The sequence below is a fragment of the Halorubrum salsamenti genome, assembly GCF_007671685.1.
Lineage (GTDB): Archaea > Halobacteriota > Halobacteria > Halobacteriales > Haloferacaceae > Halorubrum > Halorubrum salsamenti.
Window position 1 is genome coordinate 657,482 of the sequence record NZ_VCNL01000001.1, and the last position, 15,846, is coordinate 673,327.

Annotated in this window: 15 protein-coding genes; 11 read left to right on the plus strand and 4 right to left on the minus strand. The window is 68.6% G+C overall.

The window, feature by feature from the left end; translation table 11 throughout:
• Position 1: 1 nt before the first annotated feature.
• Together FGL94_RS03230 and FGL94_RS03240 are read left to right on the plus strand one after the other, a co-directional pair.
• Positions 2 to 499: a hypothetical protein gene (locus FGL94_RS03230; RefSeq protein ID WP_144920876.1), complete on the plus strand. Its 498-nt coding sequence runs from the start codon at positions 2 to 4 to the stop codon at positions 497 to 499.
• Positions 500 to 863: 364 nt separating this feature from the next.
• Positions 864 to 1,613, plus strand: coding sequence for a CbiX/SirB N-terminal domain-containing protein (locus tag FGL94_RS03240; protein ID WP_241659118.1), 750 nt, complete (start codon positions 864 to 866; stop codon positions 1,611 to 1,613).
• A gap of 76 nt (positions 1,614 to 1,689) precedes the next feature.
• On the opposite strand, the gene FGL94_RS03245 is transcribed toward FGL94_RS03240, so the two are convergent.
• Genes FGL94_RS03245 through cobN form a run of 3 tightly spaced genes read right to left on the minus strand, consistent with a single transcriptional unit; the run spans position 1,690 to position 7,098 of the window.
• The gene (locus FGL94_RS03245; protein ID WP_144920880.1) at positions 1,690 to 2,472 is read right to left on the minus strand and encodes a cobalt-precorrin-7 (C(5))-methyltransferase; all 783 of its coding nucleotides are present in this window, start codon (positions 2,470 to 2,472) and stop codon (positions 1,690 to 1,692) included.
• Positions 2,469 to 3,173 (minus strand): precorrin-8X methylmutase, encoded by a 705-nt coding sequence (locus tag FGL94_RS03250; RefSeq protein ID WP_144920882.1) that lies wholly within the window; start codon positions 3,171 to 3,173, stop codon positions 2,469 to 2,471. The genes FGL94_RS03245 and FGL94_RS03250 overlap by 4 nt, the downstream gene beginning before the upstream one ends.
• On the minus strand, positions 3,163 to 7,098 hold the full coding sequence (gene cobN / locus FGL94_RS03255) for a cobaltochelatase subunit CobN (protein WP_144920884.1): 3,936 nt from the start codon (positions 7,096 to 7,098) through the stop codon (positions 3,163 to 3,165). Before cobN ends, FGL94_RS03250 begins: the two co-directional genes overlap by 11 nt.
• A gap of 33 nt (positions 7,099 to 7,131) precedes the next feature.
• On the opposite strand from cobN, the gene FGL94_RS03260 reads away from it, so the two are divergent.
• The 4 genes from FGL94_RS03260 to FGL94_RS03275 are packed head-to-tail and all read left to right on the plus strand — an operon-like array spanning position 7,132 to position 10,671.
• A complete protein-coding gene (locus tag FGL94_RS03260; protein ID WP_144920886.1) occupies positions 7,132 to 9,357 on the plus strand; it encodes a VWA domain-containing protein in 2,226 nt (741 codons plus the stop codon).
• A 56-nt stretch (positions 9,358 to 9,413) separates the two neighbouring features.
• A complete protein-coding gene (locus FGL94_RS03265) occupies positions 9,414 to 9,602 on the plus strand; it encodes a CbtB domain-containing protein (protein ID WP_144920888.1) in 189 nt (62 codons plus the stop codon).
• A complete protein-coding gene (locus FGL94_RS03270) occupies positions 9,602 to 10,324 on the plus strand; it encodes a CbtA family protein (RefSeq protein WP_144920890.1) in 723 nt (240 codons plus the stop codon). The genes FGL94_RS03265 and FGL94_RS03270 overlap by 1 nt, the downstream gene beginning before the upstream one ends.
• Entirely contained in the window at positions 10,324 to 10,671 is a 348-nt protein-coding gene (locus FGL94_RS03275; protein WP_144920892.1) for a (2Fe-2S) ferredoxin domain-containing protein, read from the plus strand. Before FGL94_RS03270 ends, FGL94_RS03275 begins: the two co-directional genes overlap by 1 nt.
• A 15-nt stretch (positions 10,672 to 10,686) precedes the next feature.
• On the opposite strand, the gene FGL94_RS03280 is transcribed toward FGL94_RS03275, so the two are convergent.
• Positions 10,687 to 11,490: a DUF7839 domain-containing protein gene (locus tag FGL94_RS03280; RefSeq protein WP_144920894.1), complete on the minus strand. Its 804-nt coding sequence runs from the start codon at positions 11,488 to 11,490 to the stop codon at positions 10,687 to 10,689.
• A gap of 150 nt (positions 11,491 to 11,640) precedes the next feature.
• Here FGL94_RS03280 and cbiT point away from each other — a divergent pair, with 150 nt between their 5' ends.
• From cbiT to FGL94_RS03305, 5 genes are read left to right on the plus strand one after another with little or no spacing between them, the layout of a single operon-like run.
• On the plus strand, positions 11,641 to 12,210 hold the full coding sequence (gene cbiT, locus FGL94_RS03285) for a precorrin-6Y C5,15-methyltransferase (decarboxylating) subunit CbiT (protein ID WP_144920896.1): 570 nt from the start codon (positions 11,641 to 11,643) through the stop codon (positions 12,208 to 12,210).
• A 28-nt stretch (positions 12,211 to 12,238) separates the two neighbouring features.
• A complete protein-coding gene (locus tag FGL94_RS03290) occupies positions 12,239 to 12,982 on the plus strand; it encodes a cobalt-factor II C(20)-methyltransferase (protein ID WP_144920898.1) in 744 nt (247 codons plus the stop codon).
• Positions 12,975 to 13,907: a cobalt-precorrin-4/precorrin-4 C(11)-methyltransferase gene (locus FGL94_RS03295; RefSeq protein WP_144920900.1), complete on the plus strand. Its 933-nt coding sequence runs from the start codon at positions 12,975 to 12,977 to the stop codon at positions 13,905 to 13,907. Before FGL94_RS03290 ends, FGL94_RS03295 begins: the two co-directional genes overlap by 8 nt.
• Positions 13,907 to 14,908 carry a cobalt-precorrin 5A hydrolase gene (gene cbiG, locus FGL94_RS03300; protein WP_144920902.1) on the plus strand — a complete coding sequence of 334 codons (1,002 nt, stop codon included), beginning with the start codon at positions 13,907 to 13,909 and terminating at the stop codon, positions 14,906 to 14,908. The genes FGL94_RS03295 and cbiG overlap by 1 nt, the downstream gene beginning before the upstream one ends.
• Positions 14,905 to 15,846 (plus strand): precorrin-3B C(17)-methyltransferase, encoded by a 942-nt coding sequence (locus FGL94_RS03305; protein ID WP_144920904.1) that lies wholly within the window; start codon positions 14,905 to 14,907, stop codon positions 15,844 to 15,846. Before cbiG ends, FGL94_RS03305 begins: the two co-directional genes overlap by 4 nt.

Consider the following 15,846-nt stretch of genomic DNA (forward strand, 5'->3'; position numbering starts at 1 on the left):
TATGGCGACAGATAAATCAGTCGTGGACGAACGAGGGGAACAGGTCCAGTACGAGTCACGGCTCCGGAACGGAGCACTGTTGATGGCCTTCGCCGGGATCGGGTTCGTCGGCTACGGTGTCGTGTTTCTCGTGCTGAATTTCGCGGGGAGCGGCTTCGAACTCGGCGTTAGTACGCTGGCCGGGATGACGCGGGGCGAGCTCGATCCGACGGTGGCGTACTACATCAGTCACCTCCACGTCGCCACCGCTGCGTTCATCATCTCGACGGGTATCGCCGTCACGAGCCTCTCGTGGTACGGCGTGCGCCAGCGGCTCACGTGGGCGTGGGCGACGGCGATCGTCAGCGCCGTCGTCGGCCTGGCGCTCGCGTTACCGATGCATTGGACGGGAGATGCGTTCACTCACGATTGGGTGACACATCTCGGACCGATCTACTTGGCGACGATCGTCTTCATCGTCGGGGCCGTGTTGTCGTACCGAGGCGTTCAGACGACGTAGCCGAGTTCACCGAACCCTACCTTCATTTATGAGTTTAATATCGAGCGTCGTACTGCATACTGGCCATGGGCTGACCCTTGGGGAGTACCTGTTTCGGGTGATCGTTCACCTACTCGCCGTCGTCGGCATCGGTGTGACCGTCCACTGGCTCGTCCGAGCGATCGAAACCAACCGTTCGGAGATCGACGGGCGGGGAAGAGTCAATGACAACGAGCCGTAAGTCCCGATAGATCTCGGATACGTTCGCAAGGACCCGTGTCATCAGAACCTCGCCCCACGGAGAAACACGTGGATAACTTATTTACCTGAAGCCCGCTACCCCTGTAACAAGTCCATTTGTAGTAGGACAACGAAAATTGTACATATGCCACGAGAAACACTAGTCCTCGTCGGGCGGAACGAGGTGCAATCGGTCGCGGAGCAGCACGCCGATCGGTTACGGAACGGTGGTATCGTCGACACGGTCACTACTGCGACGTACGAGGTGGAACCCGAATCGGAACTCAGAGAGTCGCTATCGGACGTTCGTGGAGACCGAGTCTACGCGGTTCCGATGTGTTTTGCACACACCCACGAGACGCTGAAAGACGTTCCCAGAGCGTTGAGCCGGCTTTCCGGTGAGGTGCGATACTGCGACCCGATCGGGAAGCGCCAAGCCGTGACCGAAGCGATCCGGAACCGAGCCGAAGCGTCGAGCGACGCCGACGCACTCGTGCTCGTCGCCCTCGGGAACAGCCGTGACGACCATGCGCGAACGGCTGCCGCGTTCCATGCGGCCCGTTTACGGGCCGAGTTCGACGAAGTCCGAACCGCGTATCTCCTCCAGAGTCCGGCCGTCGAATGCGCGCGGTACACGCTCGAGGCCGACCACGCGGTGGCGTGTCCGCTGTTCGTCGGCGACTGTGAAGCGACTCGAGACCGAATCCCCGAACAGCTCGAGCTACATCGCGGCGGGATCGACTACGCCGACCCGTTCGGGGCGGACGACGTCATCACCGATGCGATCGCCGTCGCGGTCGAGCGCGCCCGCGCGAACTCGAAGCTCTCGACGCCGAGTCCCGATCTCGTTGCCGACGCGGAACCCGTGGCTACGGACGGCAGCGGACGAAACTAACTCGCTTCACCCCCCTTCTCTCTTCAAACCGTCTAGGGCCGATCGCGGGCCGGCCCGGTTCCGTTGGTTCGTTTCGCTACCGCCGAACGACCAGCACGGACAGATCGGAGAACGGCGAGTCACCCGGCTCGTCACCACCTGCGTGTCCGGCGAGAGCGCGAAGCGTCGTTCGGGTGATGTGTTCGTCGTCGCGGGTGAGTCGCTCGCAGACGAGCGCGTCTGCTTCCGGATCGCCGCCGTGCTCAAGCAGGTCAGCGGCGATGTCGCCGGGCATCCAGTCGAAGGGACGAGGCAACGCGAGCAGGTGACGCTTCCCAACGTTGCGGCGAAGCCGGTCTATGCCGTCGGTGAGGTCGCCGCTCTTGTGGAGCGTGACGAAGGCCGTATCTTCCATGGGCGTGCGCGCTCGACTGGCCGCGACCTGTAACGAAGATATCCCCGGGACGACACGTACGTCGACCGACCCACCGGTCGCGTCGTCGACCGCTCGTTCGACCTTCCCGACGAACTGGTAGCCGGAGTGGTTCGGATCGCCCATCAGGACCGCAGTGCCCCGCTCTCCGTGGGCCACGCGATCGGCGAAAGTGGCGAGTGCGTCCGCCTCGTCGCGATACCCGCATGTCAGGCACTCTGCGTCGGTGCGATCGCGGACGAACTCGACGACCGTCTCGAACCCGACGACGACGTCCGCCTCCCGGATCGCACGCTCGCTTCTCGGCACGAGGTACTCAGGGTTTCCGGGTCCGATGCCGACGGCGTGGACGGTCGTCACCGACTCGGCCCCCCGGTCGGGCTCCGGACGGTCCGCGGCGTACGCCGCCGGGTCCGGGCCCTCGTCGAGGTCGTACTCGTCCGTCACGGGCTCTCACCGCGGAGCGCGTCGAGCGTCGTCTCGCCGTTTCGGACGTCGCTGGCGGCGTGGACGAGTTCGTTGGTGAGGCCGGCCGCCACCCCGGACCCGCCGCGTCGACCGACGTTCGTGACCGCGGCGACCTCGTGTGCCTCGGCGACCTCGCGTACACGCTTCCGACTCTCCGCGGCCTTCACGAACCCGACCGGCGTCGCGACGACGACCGCCGGCCGCGTTCCCTGTTCGATGCAGTCGGCGAGCGCGAGCGCGGCGGTCGGCGCGTTGCCGACGACGGCTATCGCGTCGTCGTAGACGCCGCGCTCGTCGAGTTCGAGCACGCTCGCCGCGGTCCGGGTCATCCCGGTCTCCGCGGCGAGTTCCGCGCCGTTACCGATCGCTTTCCTGACCTCGCAGTCGTGCCCGCGTCCCGTGATCCCCGACTCGACCATCGTGATGTCGGTCACGATCGGTCGCTCGTCGAGCACGGCCTCCGCCCCGGCCGCAACCGGGTCGTTCGCGAACCGCATCAGATGTGCGAACTCTGGGTCGCCGGTGGCGTGGACGGCCTTCGCACGCAGTCGGTCGGTCGGCGTCTCCTGCGCGACGAGCTCGTGGACGCGGTCCATGCTCGTCTCGGCGATGGCCATCGCGTCCTCGGTCGTCGCGCCGAGGTCGGCATACTCCGCGGAATCACTTCCGTCAGTCGTCATCGCCGGTCACCTCCATCGAGCCGCGCGACGCGCGTTCCTCGATGTCGCCGTCGACGGTGAGGTTGCGGTCCCGCAGCGCTCTGACGGCCTCCTCGTCGGCGTCCCAGAGCCCGCGGTCGATCGCCTCCAGGAGCGTGTCCGTGATCGACTCTAACGCCCACGGGTTGACGTCGCGCATCCAGTCGGCCCGGTCGTCGTCGAGGGCGTACTTCTCGGCGACGTCCCGCCAGAGGCGGTCGGAGACGACGCCGGTCGTCGCGTCCCATCCGAGCGCCACGTCGACCGTCTTCGAGAGGTCGCCCGCGCCCTTGTAGCCGTGTTCCTCCATCGAGTCGAGCCAGTCGGGGTTGAGAACTCGCGCGCGCATGGCCTTCCGAACCTTCTCCTCGTTCGTGTAGACGTCGACGTTGTCGGGGTCGGATGAGTCGCCCACGTACGACGCCGGTTCCTCGCCGGCCACCTCGGTGACGGCGGTGATGAACCCGCCGTGGAACGCGTACCAGTCGGAGGAGTCGAACTCGTCCTGTTCCATCGTGTCCTCGATCTTCACCGTCGCCTCGACGTTGCCGAGCCGACGCTCGAACGCGTCGTGCGCCGCGGAGGCGGTGCCCCGGGAACCGAGCGCGTAGCCGCCCCACTGGACGTACACGTCCGCCAGGTCCGCGGCGTCGTCCCAGTTCCCCTCGTCGACGGCCTTGTTGGTTCCCGCGCCGTAGCCGCCGGGGCGCGTCGTGAACACGCGGTGTCTCGCGGCCGCCTCGGGGTCGTCGTGGCCGTCGGCGGCCAGCGCCTCGGCCTCCTCCTCGACGTGTTTCTTCACGTAGTTCATCTCGTGCGGCTCGTCGAGGTCGACCACCGCGTCGACCGCGTCGTGGATGACGCTCGCGGCCTGCGGGAACGCGTCCCTGAACAGGCCGGAGACGCGGGTCGTGGCGTCGACGCGGGGGCGATCCAGCTCGTCGAGCGGAATCGGCTCTACGTCGTCGACCCGCCCCGCGTCGGTCCAGACGGGCTCGACGCCCATCGTGGCGAGCACCTGCGCGATCGTCTCGCCGCGAGTCCGAACGGTCGGCGTCCCCCACGCGACGACGCCGATCTCTTCGGGGTATTCGCCTTCCTCGTCGCGATGGCGGGCGAGCGTGTCGGCGGCGATCTCGCGGCCGACGTCCCACGCGGCCTTGGCGGGCACCTTCCGCGGGTCGAGGGTGTAGAAGTTCCGCCCGGTTGGAAGCAGGTCGACGCCCCCGCGAGTGGGCGCCCCGGAGCCGCCCGGCGGGACGTACTCGCCGGCCAGCGCGTCGGCCGTGCGCGGGATCTCCGCTTCGGCACCGCGAACGCGAGGCGCGGCTTCCTCGGCGATGAACCGCAGCGCGTCCCGGAGGTCGTCGTGGGCGCCGCCGCGGACGCGGGCGTCGCCGAGCGGGTCGATACCGACGATCAGCAGGTTGATCGTCGTCTCGTCGTCCGCGTCGGCGTCCGATTCCGACTCGGGCACGTCGAAGCCGTGGGCGGCCAGCGTCCGGACGAGCTCCTTGCTCGTCTCGTACACCTCGTCCGCGGCCTCACCGTAGGTCATGCCCAGCGTCTCGTCGTACTCACCCGGGGCGTCGAGCATCCGCTCGTAATCGACGCCGAGCACGCCGGCGACCGACTCGCGGAGGCTCGGACCGCCGGGGTTCTCCAGCCGGGTGAGCGCGACGAGGTACTCCACGAGGCGGTCGTCGACCGGTGGCTCGCCCATCGTGTGAAGGCCCAACCGGATCTGGGTGTTCTTCACGTCGGTCAGGTACGCGTGGATCCGCTCGACGAGCTCGTCGGTGGCGAGTTCGTCGCCCGCGACCTCGCCCTCCGCGAGCGTCGAGCCGGCCGCGTCCGGCCCGCGAACGTCCGCCCGCTCGTCCATGTCGCCCGCGATCCCCAGCTCGACGGCGAGGTCGAGGTCGTCGACCGTCTCCCGGATGAGTTCCCCCAGTCGGGCGCCCTCGTCGGTGCGGACCTCGGTGCCGCCCGCCTCGCGGTATCGGCGGGCGAGGTCCTCCAGTTCGGCCAGCTCGTCGTAGCTGCCAGCGCGACGCATCACCGGGGTCAGGTAGTCAACGACGGCGGCGTACGAGCGGCGCTTCGCTTGGGTCCCCTCGCCGGGGTTGTTCACGATGTACGGGTAGACGTTCGGGAGGTCGTCGATCAGGCCGTCCGGCGCCGAGCCGGAGCCGAGCCCGACCGTCTTGCCCGGCAACCACTCCAACGAGCCGTGCGTGCCGAGGTGAACCACTGCGTCCGCGGCGAATTCGTTACGGAGCCACCCGTAGAAGGCGACGTAGTCGTGCGGCGGCCACAGATCGGAGTCGTGGTACACCTTCTCCGGGTCCATCCCGAACCCGCGCGGCGGCTGGACGGTGACGAGGACGTTTCCGAACTCGACGCCCGGGACCGCGAACGGCCGGTCGGGAGGGTCGCCCCACTCCTCGAGAACGCCGTCGCTGAATCGGTCGCTCGCCGCGTCGAACCACTCGGCGTACCGCGCTGGCGACACCGTGTCGACGCTGCGGTCGCGCACGTCGGCCGGCGCGACCCACCGGTCGTCGAGCGTGAGCTGGCCGGTGAGGACGTCGATGAGCTCCTCCCCGTCGGCGATCGGACCGGCACCCGTCTCGTCGGCGGCGGCTGTCGCGTCGCGGGCGGTTTGCGTACCGAGATCGTACCCCCGACCGTTGAGCTCCTCCAGCAAGTTGACGGTCGATTCGGGTGAGTCGAGGCCGAACGCGGTCCCGATCCCGTCGTCGCTCGGCGGGTAGTTGTGCAGCACGACCGCGACCTTCTTCTCCTCATTCGGCGTGTGCCGGAGCTTCGCCCAGTTGACCGCGAGCCGCGCGGCGTGGTCGACGCGGTCCTCGATCGGGAAGTGCTGTTTGGGCGCTGAGCCGATGCCCGCGGCGTCGTCCGTGCGCTCTTTCCCCGAGATCGGATGCGTGATGACGTTCCCGTCGAACTCGGGGAGCGCGACCGAGAGCGCGAGTTCGAAGCCCATCACGCCGGTATCGCTCGATTCGTACCGGGAACGCGAGCGCATCGTCGTCACGGTCTGGATCACCGGGACACCGAGATCGTCGAGGAACACGCTCTCCGCGTCGGCGCCCTCGTCCGCGGCGTCGCGCCCGCGATCGCTCATCGACAGCGAGAACATGAACGACGAGAGGACGGCGTCGACGATCGGGTCGCCTCGACCGTCGGTGAAGTAGTGCTCGGCCGTCCACTTCGCGTCCTCTTGGTTCGCCTCGTCGCTGACGGGATTACAGAACACGGGCAGCACGTTCGCGCCGAGCGCTTCCACTCGGCGGACCTGCGCGTCGACGTACCGGACGTTCTCGTGTGTCCAGTGGGACTCGTAGAACCAGACGCCGACCGTCGGCGCGTCCGCGTCGAACGTCGCGATCAGTTCCTCGTAGTCCGCGCCGGGGTAATCGGGGTGGTAGACGCCCTCCGTCGGGAGTTCGATCGGGTCGTCGATCCCACTCGCGACCTCGCCGTCGCCGTACTCCCGAGCGAGGAACCGCATCCCGTTCGAGATGTTGACCGTCCCGCCGTAGTCGAGGTACTCGGAGACCGTCTCCCGATCGGCCGGTGCGACGGTGGTGTCCTCCAGTGCGAAGGCGTCGCCCGTCGCTTTCACGACGAGCGGCACGCCGGCGTCACGGAGCTCATCGACCGCGAACTCGTACGCCGGCATGCTGTCTTGCCCGCCGTGGAGCCAGAGGACGACCGCGGCCGCGTCTCTGAGCTCGTCCACGAACGACGCCACGTCGCGCTGCTCGTCGAGGTCGCTGTCGGACCGAACGACGAGATCGATTCCCGTGAGCTGCTCTGCGGCCGTCTGGACCGCTCCCAGCTCGTTCTCCGTCGCCGTGTAGAGGCCGATTTCCGTCACAAGTTATTAAACCTCCTCTGTAATAACACAAGTATGGTTGATTTGGGGACAAACAAAAAAGTTTCCACCCCCCTGCCGGCGGTCGTCGGTCAAGCGGATCTCAAACGAGTGCTTCTCGCGTTAGCGGTCGAACCGAGTCTCGGCGGCGCCCTCCTCAGGGGCGAAAAGGGGACTGCCAAATCGACGTCTGTCAGGGCGCTCGCGGACCTGTTACCCGAACAGACGGTCGTCGCCGATTGCCCGTACGGGTGTCCGCCAACGAACGCAACCGGGACCACGGGCGACCATTCCGCGAGCGGCCAGTGTGCGTCGTGCCGCGATCGCGAGGATCCGCCAGTGGAAACGAGACCGGCTCCGCTCGTGACGCTCCCGCTCGGTGCGACCCGCGACCGAGTGGTCGGGACGCTCTCCGTCTCCGACGCGCTCGACGGCGACGCCGAGTTCGACCCGGGACTGCTCGCCCGCGCCAACCGCGGTGTCCTCTACGTCGACGAGGTCAACCTGCTTCCGGACCACCTGATCGACGTGCTGCTTGACGCGGCCGCGATGGGGACGAACCGGGTGGAGCGCGACGGCGTCAGCGTCACCCACCCCGCCGACTTCACGCTGATCGGGACGATGAATCCGGAGGAGGGGGAGCTTCGACCCCAGCTGCGCGACCGCTTCGACCTCTGCGTCGACGTCACGGGGAGCGACGAGATCGACGAGCGCGTCGAGATTCTGGACCGAGTGGTCGACGACGGCGGCGGCCGGGACCTCCGCGCGGAGTTCGCGGCGGAGACGGCGGCCCTCCGGGAGCGCGTTCACGAGGCCCGCGACCGCTGCCCCGCGATTCCCGAGGGGTTCAAGCGCGACATCGCCGAGCTCTGCCGCGACGCGGACGTCGACGGCCACCGCGCCGATTTCGCCGTCGCTCGGGCCGCCCGGGCGTTCGCCGCGCTCGACGGACGCCCGAAGGTCATCGAGTCGGACGTGGCGGACGCCGCCGAGTACGCGCTGAGCCATCGATTACAGAGCCGTCCGTTCGAGGAGGCGGTCGACCCGGATGAGGTGGTGGACGATCACTTCGGCGACGACGCTGCCGAGGGCGACCGCGATCCAGAGGACGACACCGATCCGCAGGGGGACGGTGACGGGACGGATCCCGGGCCGGACGAGAGCGAGCCGGACGAGAGCGAGCCGGACGAGAGCGAGCCGGACGAGAGCGAGCCGGACGAGAGCGAGCCGGATCGAGGGTCCGGGGGCGACGGAGGGTCAGTCGAGGAGGAGAGTCGCTCTGACGCGGACGGCGAGGGCGGATCTGCCGAGCGCGATCCCGACGGATCCGACCCCGATCGGTCCGGCGCTCACGGTGGGTCCGGCTCGCGAGATACCGACGACTCCGAACGATCGCCGAGCAACGCGGCGGCTGCGGACCACGGCGACAGGGCGGACGGGGAGGCGCCCGAGTCCGACGGCGACGACGAGGCCGCACCGATCCCTCCCGGAGGCGCTCGCGCGGGGGTCGCCGACGCGGCGGCACCGGAGGTCCCCTCGCCCGCGAGTCGCAGTGCCGCGACGGGAGCGGGCGGCGGCCGACACGCGGCGGCGCCGTCTCCCGAGGGTCGCGGGCCGACAGTGCGAACGGAACGCGCAGACGGGACAGAGTCCGTGGACCCGGTAGCAACCGTCCGGGCGGCGGCGCGGAACGGCCGATCACGACCGGCCGATACCGACCTCCGACAGGCGGTTCGAGCGGGCGACGCCGACACGCTCACGGTGTTCGTCACGGACGCCAGCGCGTCGATGGCGCCCGCGATGCGCTCCGCGAAGGGCGTGGCGTTGGAACTGCTGCGCGACGCGTACACCGAGCGGGACGAGGTGGCGCTGGTTTCGTTCGGCGGCGACGGGGCCGAGATGCTCCTCCCGCCGACGACGAGCGTATCGCTGGCCGCGCGCCAGTTGAAGGAGCTCCCGACTGCGGATCGGACGCCGCTTCCGGACGGACTCCGCAAAGCCGCGGCGCTTATCGAGCGGAAAGAGCCGGCCGCGGCGACGGTCGTGCTCGTCTCCGACGGTCGCGCGAACGTCGCGAGGGGCAGTCCGACGACTGCGACCCGGCAAGCGGCCGAACGGATCGCGGAAACGGACGCGTCCGTGCTCGTCGTCGACGCGGGAGAGTCGAGGGCCGGCGTTCTCGACATCGTGTGCGAGACGACGGACGCGAGGCGGACCCCGCTCGCCGCGCTCTCACCGGAATCCGTGCTCGGAGACCACTAGATTTTCCGAGGAGCGTAAGTTTTACAACACAAGTTTACTTTCTCCAAGTTGGATTTATGTCGACGAACACAGACACCGTCGCCGACCGGTTCGCTACGGCCGGCGCACAGTTCGATCCGCTGACCGCGCTCACCGCGGTCGCGCTCGTCGCGGCACTGGGCTTTACCCTCTTGTTCATGCAGGACCCGCTCGTCCACGAGGCGTTACACGACTTCAGACACGGGGCCGGAATCATCTGTCACTGATGATCGAGCGACTTCGGTCCGGCGTTGCCGCGGGGGCCCTCGCCGGGCTCGTGTACGGGCTGTTCATGTGGCTCGTCATCTCTCCCGTTATCGGGTATCTGGAACACGTCGCGGTTCACGGCGATGGCCACGGACACGAGGCGGCACATCCCGCGGGCGAGACCATGACGGCGGTCGTGAGCGCCGGCGGTGGCGTCCTGTGGGGTGTCCTGTTGGGGGCCGCCTTCGGTGTCGCGTATTACCTGTTCGAGCCGGCGCTTCCAGGCGAGGAGTCGAAGCCGTACGTCCTCGGCGCGGCCGGCTTCCTCGCGGTGTCCGTCGCCCCGTGGACCGTATTTCCCCCGGCCACGCCCGCGATGGCGCCGCTGTACGGGTCGTCGGTTCGCGTTCCGATCTATATCGGTCTGATCGGTGTCGGTATCATCGTCGCGGCGGCGAGCGTGCTCGGATACGCCTGCACGAGCCGTACACGGGGGCGGGGCGTCGGCGTGTTCGTCGCGGTCCTTCCGCTGGCGGCGCTCGCCCTCCTGTCGGTCGTCGCCCCGCCCACGCTGACCGGCGGCGAAGGGTCCGCCGGGCTGACGGCGGCGTTCCGATGGCTCGTCGGCTTCTCGCAGGCCGGCCTCTGGGCGCTGATCGCCGTCGCCTTCCACCATCTCGACCGACGTGTCGGTCCACAGACCACCGACTCGCTGTCGGCGGCCGCGAGGGGAACCGACTGATGGATCGACGGACGGAACAGATGCACGAGCGCGGGGTGAGCGCGACCGTCCTCGTCTGTACCAACGACCGGACGGAATACGCCGCCTGCGCCGCCGTCGACGGCGTTGATGTCGCCGACGCCGTCCGCGACTGGCTTCGCGAACGCGATCGCTACTGGTCGGAGGTCGCCGTCGCGGAGACGTCCTGCCTCGGGATGTGTAGCGAAGACGGCGTCGCCGTCGTCGTCCAACCGAACGACGAGTGGTTCGCGGAGGTAACGGTGGGCGACGTGCCGACGCTCATGGCCGAGACGTTCGGCGCCGCTGCGGACGATACCACCGCGACGGAGCCGACGACGACCGGCTGAACAGCCCGCAGAGGGCTAGAACGCGTCCGAATCGAGCACCCGGTGGGGAACGTTCTTATCGCGGAGTTTGGAGGTGTGTCGCGGGATCTCGTCGGTCACCGCGACCAGGAGAACGTCGAGGCCGAGCATCCCCGCCTCGGCGACGCCCTCTGCGGTCCCGAACCTGATGTCCGGGTCGACGTCGCTCTGAGAAACGAGCGCATACGCCTCCGTCCCGGCGACCGCAACGAGTCCCTCGTCCGGGACGTGTGTCGAGACCATGTCCGAATTCAGGCGGTCGTCATCGGTGACGGTCGGGACGGGCAACACCGAGACGCTTCCCGTGTCGTAGTCCACGACGCCCTCGAAGTCGGCGACGCCGACGGCCTCGCCCTTTTCGGCGCTCGTGACGGTGACCGCGGTCGCCGTGCCGCCGGCGGGGTTGGCGTGGAGAACACCCTCTCGCATCACCAGTCCGACCTCTCTCCCTTCCGCCACGTCGTCGAGCGCGATGGCAGCGTCGACCTCGACGCTGCCGAGGACGTCGGAATTCACCCGTTCGAGGTACGTCTCGAGGTCGTCGGTCCGGGAGATGAGCCAGTCGACCCCCTCCTTCGTCACTTCGTACCGACCGCGGCCGCCCTTCTCGACGTAGCCCGACTCGACCAGGTCCCGGACGTAATCGCTGACCGCCTGCGAGGTCACGCCGATCGTGTCGGCGATCTCACCCTGACTCACCGCGGGCTGTCGGGCCGCGATCTCGACGAGCACCTGGTAGCGCGTCGCGCTCCGCTTGTTCTCGAGGACGTCCGGCGATCCTTCGCCCGCTGAGTCTCCCATTACCGGATGTTCAGATGCCACAAATAAAGTCTTGTTGTCTATTTCACTGTTTACTTGTGCTGAGTGCGATCCTCAGCGCCTATCCGTAAAATTGACTTTTCTTAATACAACCAAAATTGTTTTGTGACGCGGTACACTTGTACATCGCGAATGCAGGCGACAAAACTCCCGAACGACGCGAAAGCGGGCCCGACCAAGCCGGAGGTCCGTGCGGTGTTGGCGCGAAAGCTCGCGCTCGGTCCCGACGACCACTTCGTCGAGGTCGGCTCCTGTACCGGCGCGGTAACGATCGAGGCCGCTCGCCGCGCGGGGCGGGTGACGGCGCTCGAACGGAAAGCGGAACGGCTCGAAACCACCCGAGCGAACCTCGCCGCGAACGAGTACGACGCCGACGTGCGGCTCGTCAACGCCGAGGCGCCGGAGCGGCTTCCGGACGACGGCGACGTGGTGTTCCTCGGGGGATCGCGAAACTACGAGCGCGTTCTCGACGACGCCGTCGCCGCCGACTACGATCGGGTAGTCATGAACGTGTCCCGTCTCGAGGTCGCGGGTGAAGCGGCTCGGGCCTTCCGCGACCGCGACCTCCTCGACGAGGCGCTGTGCCTCCAGATGGCGACCGGCTACGACCTCGCGGGCGCGACGAGCTTCGACGCCGACAACCCGGTGTACATGCTCGTCGGCGAGCCGGGGTCCAGTGACGAACCGGGTGATAGCGAATGACTCGGACGGTCCGGATCGGGGGCGTCGAATGACCCTGTACGGCGTGGGACTCGGTCCCGGCGATCCCGACCTGATCTCCGTTCGCGGACGGGAGATCCTCGACGGAGTCGACGTGGTGTACTCTCCGGGTCGACTCTCGCGGGCGGTCGCGACCGAACACGTCCCGGAGAGCCGGATCGGGGACCTCGATTTCCCGATGACGAGCGACGAGGAGCGGCTGCGCGAGGCGTGGAAGGAGGCCGCGGCCGAGATCGCCCCCGAAGCGCGCGCCGGCGACGTCGCGTTCGTCACGCTCGGCGACCCGAACGTGTACTCCACGTTCGGACACCTCAGCCGGACGCTCGACGCGTTCCATCCCGACGTCGACGTGGAGATCGTGCCCGGGATCAGCGCGATGACGGCGTTCGCGACCGCGCTCGACGTCGAGATCGAGGCCGGCGCCGGGCTCGCGCTCCGCGAGGCCGCCGGCGGACGCGCACCTACCGGGCCCGACAGGATGGTCCTGTTCAAAGTGACCGACGCCCCCGAGACGGCCCGCAAACTCGACCGGGCGGGCTACGACGTGCGGTTCGGGCGGCGGCTGTTCATGGAAGCGGGCGAGACGGTCGTCACCGGAGACGCCGAGACGGTCGCGGACCGCGACTACTACACGCTCGCGTACGCCGAACGCCGCGGTCTCGAGACGTCGCGGGCGACCGACGAGTTCGCGGCCGACGCGGACGCGAACGGCCGCGTCTCCGCGACCGCCGACGCAGAGGTGGGCGATGACTGACGAACCGGTCGATTCGCGGGCGGCCATCGACGCCGTTGGCGACCGGACGGCGGGCGAACTCGACCCGCGGGTCCACGAGTACACCGCCGGCGAGGACCAAGACGGAATTCCGTTCGTCGGTGCCGGCCCGGGCGACCCCGGCCTCCTCACCGTGCGCGGCAAGGAACTGGTCGACGAGGCCGACCTCGTCGTCCACGCCGGGTCGCTGGTATCCAGCGCGCTCTTAGAGGAACACTGCGCGGACGCGGAGCTGGTGAACTCCGTGGGCAAGGACCTCGAAGAGCTGATCCCGCTGATGCGGGACGCCCACGAGAACGGACGAACCGTCGTCAGACTCCACAGCGGCGACCCCGCGGTGTACGGCGCCGCCCTCGAGCAGATCGACGCGCTCGAACGCGAGGGCGTCCCGGCGTACATCGTTCCCGGCGTCACCTCGTCGTTCGCGGCGGCGGCGACGCTGCGCACCCAGCTCACGCTGAACGGCGTCGCGAACCACGTCGCGTTCACGCGTCCGCGGGGAAAGACGCTCGACGCGGAGGACGACCACGTCGCCGAGTTCGTCGAGATGGGCGACGTGACGACCTGTATCTACCTCGGCACCCACGCGGTGAGTGACACGATGGACCGCCTGCTCGACCGCGACGGCGTCGACCCGGAGACGCCGGTCGCGGTCGTCTATCACGCCTCGTGGGACGACGAGGACGTGATCACCGGATCGATCGCCGACATCGGCGAGAAGGTGGAGGCGGCCGGCTACCGCGCGTCCGCGATGGTCCTCATCGGCGAGGCCGCGACGGGTGCGGGATACGAGCGGTCGTTCCTCTACGGCGACTGGGCGAACGGCGGAGCGGCGGACGCGGGGAGCGACGGATCGAATAGCGCCGGAGACGCCGCGGAGACGACCGAAACGGAGGCCGACGACTGATGAGCACCGACAGCGACGGCGGGACGAACGCGAGTAGCACCGAAGGCGACGACTCCGGCGGCGGGCACTGTTCGACGGCGGACTCGGACGGCGAAGTGGCGGAGGAGATCGCGGTCATCAGCTTCGAGCGGAAGCTCGACACCGCCACGGAGATCGTCGAGGGGATCGGCGACCGCTACGAGTCGATCGACGTGATCGAGTACCACGGCGACGTGTTCGCCGAGCACTGGGGCGAGTACGACTGCTTCGTCGGACTGATGGCCTCCGGGATCGCCATGCGGAAGACCGCGCCGCTGCTCGACGACAAGTGGGACGACCCCGCGATCGTCGTGGTCGACGAGGAGCTCACGTGGGCGATCCCGATCACCGGCGGTCACCACGGCGCCAATCAAGTTGCGGACGACCTCGCGACGCTCGGCGCCGTGCCGGCCATGACCACCGCCTCGGAGGCGGCGGACAAACAGGGCGTCGAGAAGCAGGCGAAGGCGCTGTCCGCACACGTCGTCAACGGCGATTCCACGGTCGCGACGAACCTCGCCGTCCTCGACGACGAGCTCGGCCCGGTCGAACGGCTCGACGGGCCGCGTGCGGTGGTGGTCGACGACGACGTGACGGTCCTCAAACGAAACCTCGACGACGGGGTCGTACTCGGTACGGGCTCGGTCTCCGGCGCGGACGAAGACCGCTTCCTCGACGCGTGGGACCGAGCACTCGCCGAGATCGATCGGGACTGGGCCGACGTCGAGTTCGTCGCCACCGCGACGCGAAAGGCCGACGAGGAGGGGCTTCTCGCCGCGGCCGCGACGCGTGACGTCGGGGTCGTCGCGTTCGACAAGGAGACTCTGCTCGAGTTCGAGGGACCGACGCCGTCGAAGGCGAAGGAGCTCATCGGCTGGCCGGGCGTCGCCGAGGCGAGCGCTATCGCCGGCGGCGCCGACCACGAACTCGTCGCGGAGAAGACCAGCTACGAAAACGAAGTGACCGTGGCGGTGGGGCGATGACCGGGAACGGCTCGGCGCCCGGCGGCGCGGACGACGCGCCGGACGGCATGGGAACGCTGTACGTCGTCGGTATCGGCCCGGGACTCCCGCACGCGATGACGCAGCGGGCCCGCGACGTGATACGCCACGCCGACTGCGTCATCGCGTCGAACCTCTACCAGGAGTTCCTCCGGCGGGACGGGACCATCCCGCCCGAGTCGCGGACGGAGGAGGCCGCCGCCACGGACGGCGGTGCCGCGGTCGGCTCGGTCGACGACGCCGACTGGACGGCCGGAAACGTCGGCACCCATCCCGACGGCGAGACCGTCGAGATCGTGCGGTCCTCGATGGGACAGCAGATCGAACTCGCCCGCGAGGCATTCGAGCGCGTCCGCGCCGGACAGGACGTGGCGCACGTCTCCGGCGGCGATCCCAACGTGTACGGGAAGTCCGACCTCGTCTATCTGATGGCCGACGAGGACGACGCCGACGACGTCCCGATCGAGATCGTGCCCGGCGTGACGGCCGCGCTCGGCGGTGCCGCGATGGTCGGCGCGCCGCTCTCGAACGACTTCTGTACGATCTCGCTGTCGGACAAGTGGCGCGGCTGGGAGGAGATCGCGGAGAAGCTCCGCGCCGCGGCGGTGTCGGGGTTCACGATCGTCCTCTACAACTGCTGGCGCGACTACGAGCGCGCGATCGAGGTGCTCCGGGAACACCGCACCGACGACGCCCCCGTCGCGATCGTCAACGACGCCGGCCGCGGCGAGGCCGGCCGCAACCTGGACGACGAGACGTACACGCTGACGACGCTGGGCGAGGCGACCGACCACGACGACGAGGTCGGCGGCATGGGCACGTCCCTGGTCGTCGGCACCCACGAGACGGAAGTCTGGGAGAACGACTACGACCGGTTCCTCGTCACCCCGCGTGGCGGGCGAGACGTCGACGACTTCTGA